The 3,946-nt window shown below is 68.2% G+C and carries 5 protein-coding genes; all 5 read right to left on the bottom strand.

Annotated elements, in window-relative coordinates:
• Window positions 1-76: hypothetical protein (locus ACLP25_RS26170; protein WP_442472036.1), on the bottom strand; the 76-nt coding region annotated here is incomplete at its 3' end.
• Between the two features lie 16 nt (window positions 77-92).
• The gene (locus tag ACLP25_RS26165) at window positions 93-629 is read right to left on the bottom strand and encodes an AMP-binding protein (RefSeq protein WP_442472035.1); all 537 of its coding nucleotides are present in this window, start codon (window positions 627-629) and stop codon (window positions 93-95) included.
• An 83-nt stretch (window positions 630-712) separates the two neighbouring features.
• Window positions 713-1,507, bottom strand: a complete 795-nt coding sequence (locus ACLP25_RS26160; protein WP_442472034.1) for a lipase family alpha/beta hydrolase — start codon at window positions 1,505-1,507, stop codon at window positions 713-715.
• A gap of 2 nt (window positions 1,508-1,509) precedes the next feature.
• A complete protein-coding gene (locus ACLP25_RS26155; RefSeq protein WP_442472033.1) occupies window positions 1,510-3,318 on the bottom strand; it encodes a wax ester/triacylglycerol synthase family O-acyltransferase in 1,809 nt (602 codons plus the stop codon).
• On the bottom strand, window positions 3,315-3,946 hold a 632-nt coding region (locus ACLP25_RS26150; protein ID WP_442472032.1), incomplete at its 5' end, for an alpha/beta fold hydrolase. The genes ACLP25_RS26155 and ACLP25_RS26150, both read right to left, overlap by 4 nt.

The raw sequence follows: 3,946 nt of genomic DNA, 5'->3' as shown, positions 1-3,946 counted from the left end.
GCGTGTGCAGGACCATCTGCCGATGGGTGAAGTAGACGCCCTTGGGCCGACCGGTCGTGCCGGTGGTGTGAAAGATCGTGGCGACGGCGTTCTCATCGAAGTCCGGGAACGGGAAATAGGGCGAGCCCGATCGACAGCAGCGCCTCGTATTCGGCCTTGATCGGAAAGTCGGTCAGTGGCGATTCCGGCCGGTCGTGCATCAGAACGTAGGCCTTGACCGCCTTCAGATGGGGCTCAAGTTTCTCGACCAGCGGCAGGAAGTCGGCGTTGAACAGCACTGTCGTCGCGCCGCTGTCGATGATGGTGTAGGCGATGTCCTCGGGGGCGAGGCTGACGTTCACCGTCTGCATCACAGCGCCCATCATCGGGATGGCGAAGTAGCATTCGTGGAAGCGGTCGCTGTCCCACTCGAGGATCGCGACGACATCGCCCTGGTCGACGCCAATCTGGGTGAGGCCGCTCGCCAGCCTTCCGATCCGCTCGCGAAACTCGCGGTAAGTGCGGCGGCGAAGGTCGCGGTAGACGATCTCCTGGTCCGGCGCGCGCGTCATCGGCGCATGCAGGAGATGCTTGATGAGCAGCGGATACGTATAGGCCGACGGGCTCGGCGGAATTAGCTTGACGGACATAGCCCTCCCTCCTTTTTGTGAGCGATTGTATACGCCCTTGGGCGGACGCGCTTTGACGCGGATCAACAACCGTCATGCAGCCGTCATGAAGGACCGCGGCGCGAGTTCGGAGCGTTCCGCCGGCGCGGAAAGAACGGCGCTGCAAGCCCGCTTGGCCGAAACGGGGTCCACGTCCCGAGAGGCTGGGCGAGCCGGTCGGCAATGACCCACAATGCGGCGGGGTTGAAGCCGAGCCCGAGATGCGAGCCCTGAACTTCGATGCTTTCGCTTTGCAGCCCGTCCGGCTGAAGGCAGGCCCGCCAGGCGACGATGCCGTCGGCGCGGCTGTAGATCGAGGTGGAAGGGACCGGCAGCGGCGCGGCGAGCCCTTGCCAATATTCCGCCCCCTGCGCCGGTAAGCCCTCGCCGGTGAGGCGCCGCCAAGCGGCGCCGACGTTGGTGGCCGCCGGCGCCGCGAACGGGCTTCCGAGCGTAATAACCATCCTGACCGCGTCCGGCGCGATGCGCGCAGCCTCGCGCGCGATCAGGCCGCCACGGCTCCAGCCGACGAGCGTGACCGGAATCCCCGTCGCGGCGCGGAGCGCGCCGATCTGGGCCGCGACCGCCGGCAGATCCGCGCCAGCGGGCCGCACGTTGCGCCCCCGATTCCAGCCGTGCGGCTGATAGCCAAGGAATCGGAGGTAGAAGCGCAGAGCGGAAGTCGACCGGTCGCTCGCGCCGAGCCCCGGCAGGACGATGACGGCCTGGGGCCCTCCCCGCGGGGCGGACATCAGGAACGGCGCCGCGGCCAGAAGGCGGGCGGGACTGGCAAGGCCGCGCGCCTCGAGCGCGAGCAGGAGCGCCGAGGGGCGCTGGATCCGGGCGCCGCCGTGTGCCACGGTTAAGTCTTCGGCTTGCCAGTCGCGCGGCGCGGGCGCGTTTTGCCTGCGGCCGCCTTGGCGACCCGGCGCGGCCGGGGCGACTTCGCGGGCGCCGTCTCCGGCGCCGGCCCGGTCACCCGCCGCGGCGGCCGCTTTGCCCCGGCCTTGGCCTTTACGGCCGCCGGTTTCTTCTCGGCGGGTTCGGGCCGCGTTTGCTCAGGCGTCGCGGCCTTCGCGGCGAGCCGGCTGCGCAACGTCTCGGTCGCGGTGGCGAGCGCGTCGACCTGGCGAGTGAGCGCGGTCGCCTTTTCGGCTTTCAGCGGGCGCGGCGCCTGCGGCGGCTTCGCCTCGCCGAGCGCGATCGGCCTGTGCGTCGCGGCGGGCTTGGCCTCGAGCGTCAGAGCGATTTTCTCGACAATATCGGGCCTTGCGAATTCCGCATCCGCCGCCTTCAGGGCGGCGAAGTCCTCGACGATGAAATCGGCGATCCGCTGCGCGTCGGGAACGGCCTCGCTGCAGGCGATGAGGCCGAAGTCCAACTGGTCGAGATAACTCTGCACCGTCACGTTGAGCGCGCAGCCGTGGTAGGGAATCGAGATCGGAAAATAGTGCGTTGCGGGGGCGCCGACGCAATACAGGGGCTTCCTTGGGCCCGGCACGTTTGAGATCACCAGATTGAAAAATGGCCAGAGATAGTTGGCGCCGCGCGCAGCGGCCCACAGTCTCGTCAGACCCATGACGATGAGCGGCGCGGCGAGGATCGAAATGTCGGTCGTCACGAGCTCGCGCATGTCGGCGAACAGGTTCTTCGCCTCCTGGCCCGCGGCCTGGGCTGCTGCGAGTCGCGGCAGGGGCTCGGCGACCTCGGTCGGCAGGCGGGAGAGGGTGAAAACCACCTGATTGTTGAGCTGAGCGTTGCCGAGGGGTCTGATCGAGGCCGGCACGCCGACGGCCAGGCCCTTAGCCGGCAGCGCCGCGTGTTCGACAAGGTAGCGGCGCAGCGCGCCGGCGCACAGCGCCAGCACAATATCGTTGACCGTCACGCCCCTCGATTTCGCGAGCGCCTTGACCTCGGGAAACGGGAGCGAAGAGGTCGCGTACACCCGATGCGCTGAGATCGCCCGGTTAAACGGCGTTCGGGGCATCTCACTCAAATAGCGGTAAAGAAAGCGCGCATCGCGGCTGAGGTTGGGGGCGGCCTTGGTCAGCGCCCTGGCGGCGCCCGGGAGCGCCTTGACCGTTCTCCAGCCCTGGCGGATGAAGTCGCCGATTGCCGTGCTCGTCATTTCGATGAAATCGTTCGGCTCGGCGTCGGGCGGAACCGTCCTCGGAGGCAGGCGCTCATGCTCCGCATCAGGCGAGAAATCGAAGGTGACGCCGAGGGTCGCCATACCGGCAAGGCCGTCCATCGCTGAATGATGCACCTTGACGTAAACGGCAAAGCTGCCGTCCTCGAGGCCCTCGATGAAGTGGTACTCCCACAGCGGGCGCTTTCGATCGAGGGGGACCGCATGAAGCTGCCCGATAAGGGCGCGCAGCTCCGCCATGCCGCCGGGCTTCGGCAGCGCCTCATGGCGGATGTGGTAGTCGAGGTCGACCTTGTCCTCGACAATCCAGACCGGATGATCGAGCCCGAGCGGCGTGGGCTCGAGCCGGCGGCGGTAGGACGGCAGGAGATCAAGCCGCGCCGCGGTGTGGGCGCGAAAGCGCGCGAACAGGTCGTCGCTCGGCCTCTCCGGCTTGAAGATCGTCAGGCTCGCGACGTGCATCGGCGTCTCGGGTGTCTCCATGTAGAGGAAGAGCGCGTCGAGCGCGGACAGGCGTTTCATGGCGTTCCCTCAGCGTTTTCACTGGCGGGCGCTTGCGCAACGCCCTCGGCTTTCCGGCAGTGTACGGCGATCTCTTCCGTGAGCAGCGGAACCAGGGCCTCGGGCAGAAAATGGCCCATTCCCGGCACGATGCGCAAGCGGGCGCCGGGAACGGCCGCCGCGGTCCTAATTCCGCCGATGGGGGGCACCAGCGGATCGTCCGAGCCGTGCAATACGAGCGTCGGCGCGCTGACGCGGCGCAGCATGGCGACGCGGCTCGGCCCGGTCTGGATGGCGATGAGGTGGCGTGCGAAGCTGTCCGGGCGATAGCTGCGCCGCACGGACCGGTCGACCCTCGCCTTGAGCTCCGCGTCGGTCGGCGGATAGCCCGAGCCGCCCACCAGCCGGAAGAAGGCGCTCATGCGATGGATCGCCCGCTCCCGGTCGCGCGGCTGCGGCTTGAGCAGGGCGCGCAGCACTTTCGGCTTCGGCATGACGGGCGCCGGGGACGACATGATCGAGGTCAGGCTCTTCACCCGGCTCGGATGCTCGGCCGCGACGATCTGGGCGATCATGCCGCCCATGGAGGCGCCGACTATGTGGGCGGACCCGATTTGAAGCCTGTCCATCAGCCCGACCGTGTCGCGCG

Source organism: Roseiarcus sp., assembly GCF_052145395.1.
Classification (GTDB): Bacteria; Pseudomonadota; Alphaproteobacteria; order Rhizobiales; family Beijerinckiaceae; genus Roseiarcus.
This window is presented reverse-complemented; position numbering and strand designations above follow the sequence as displayed.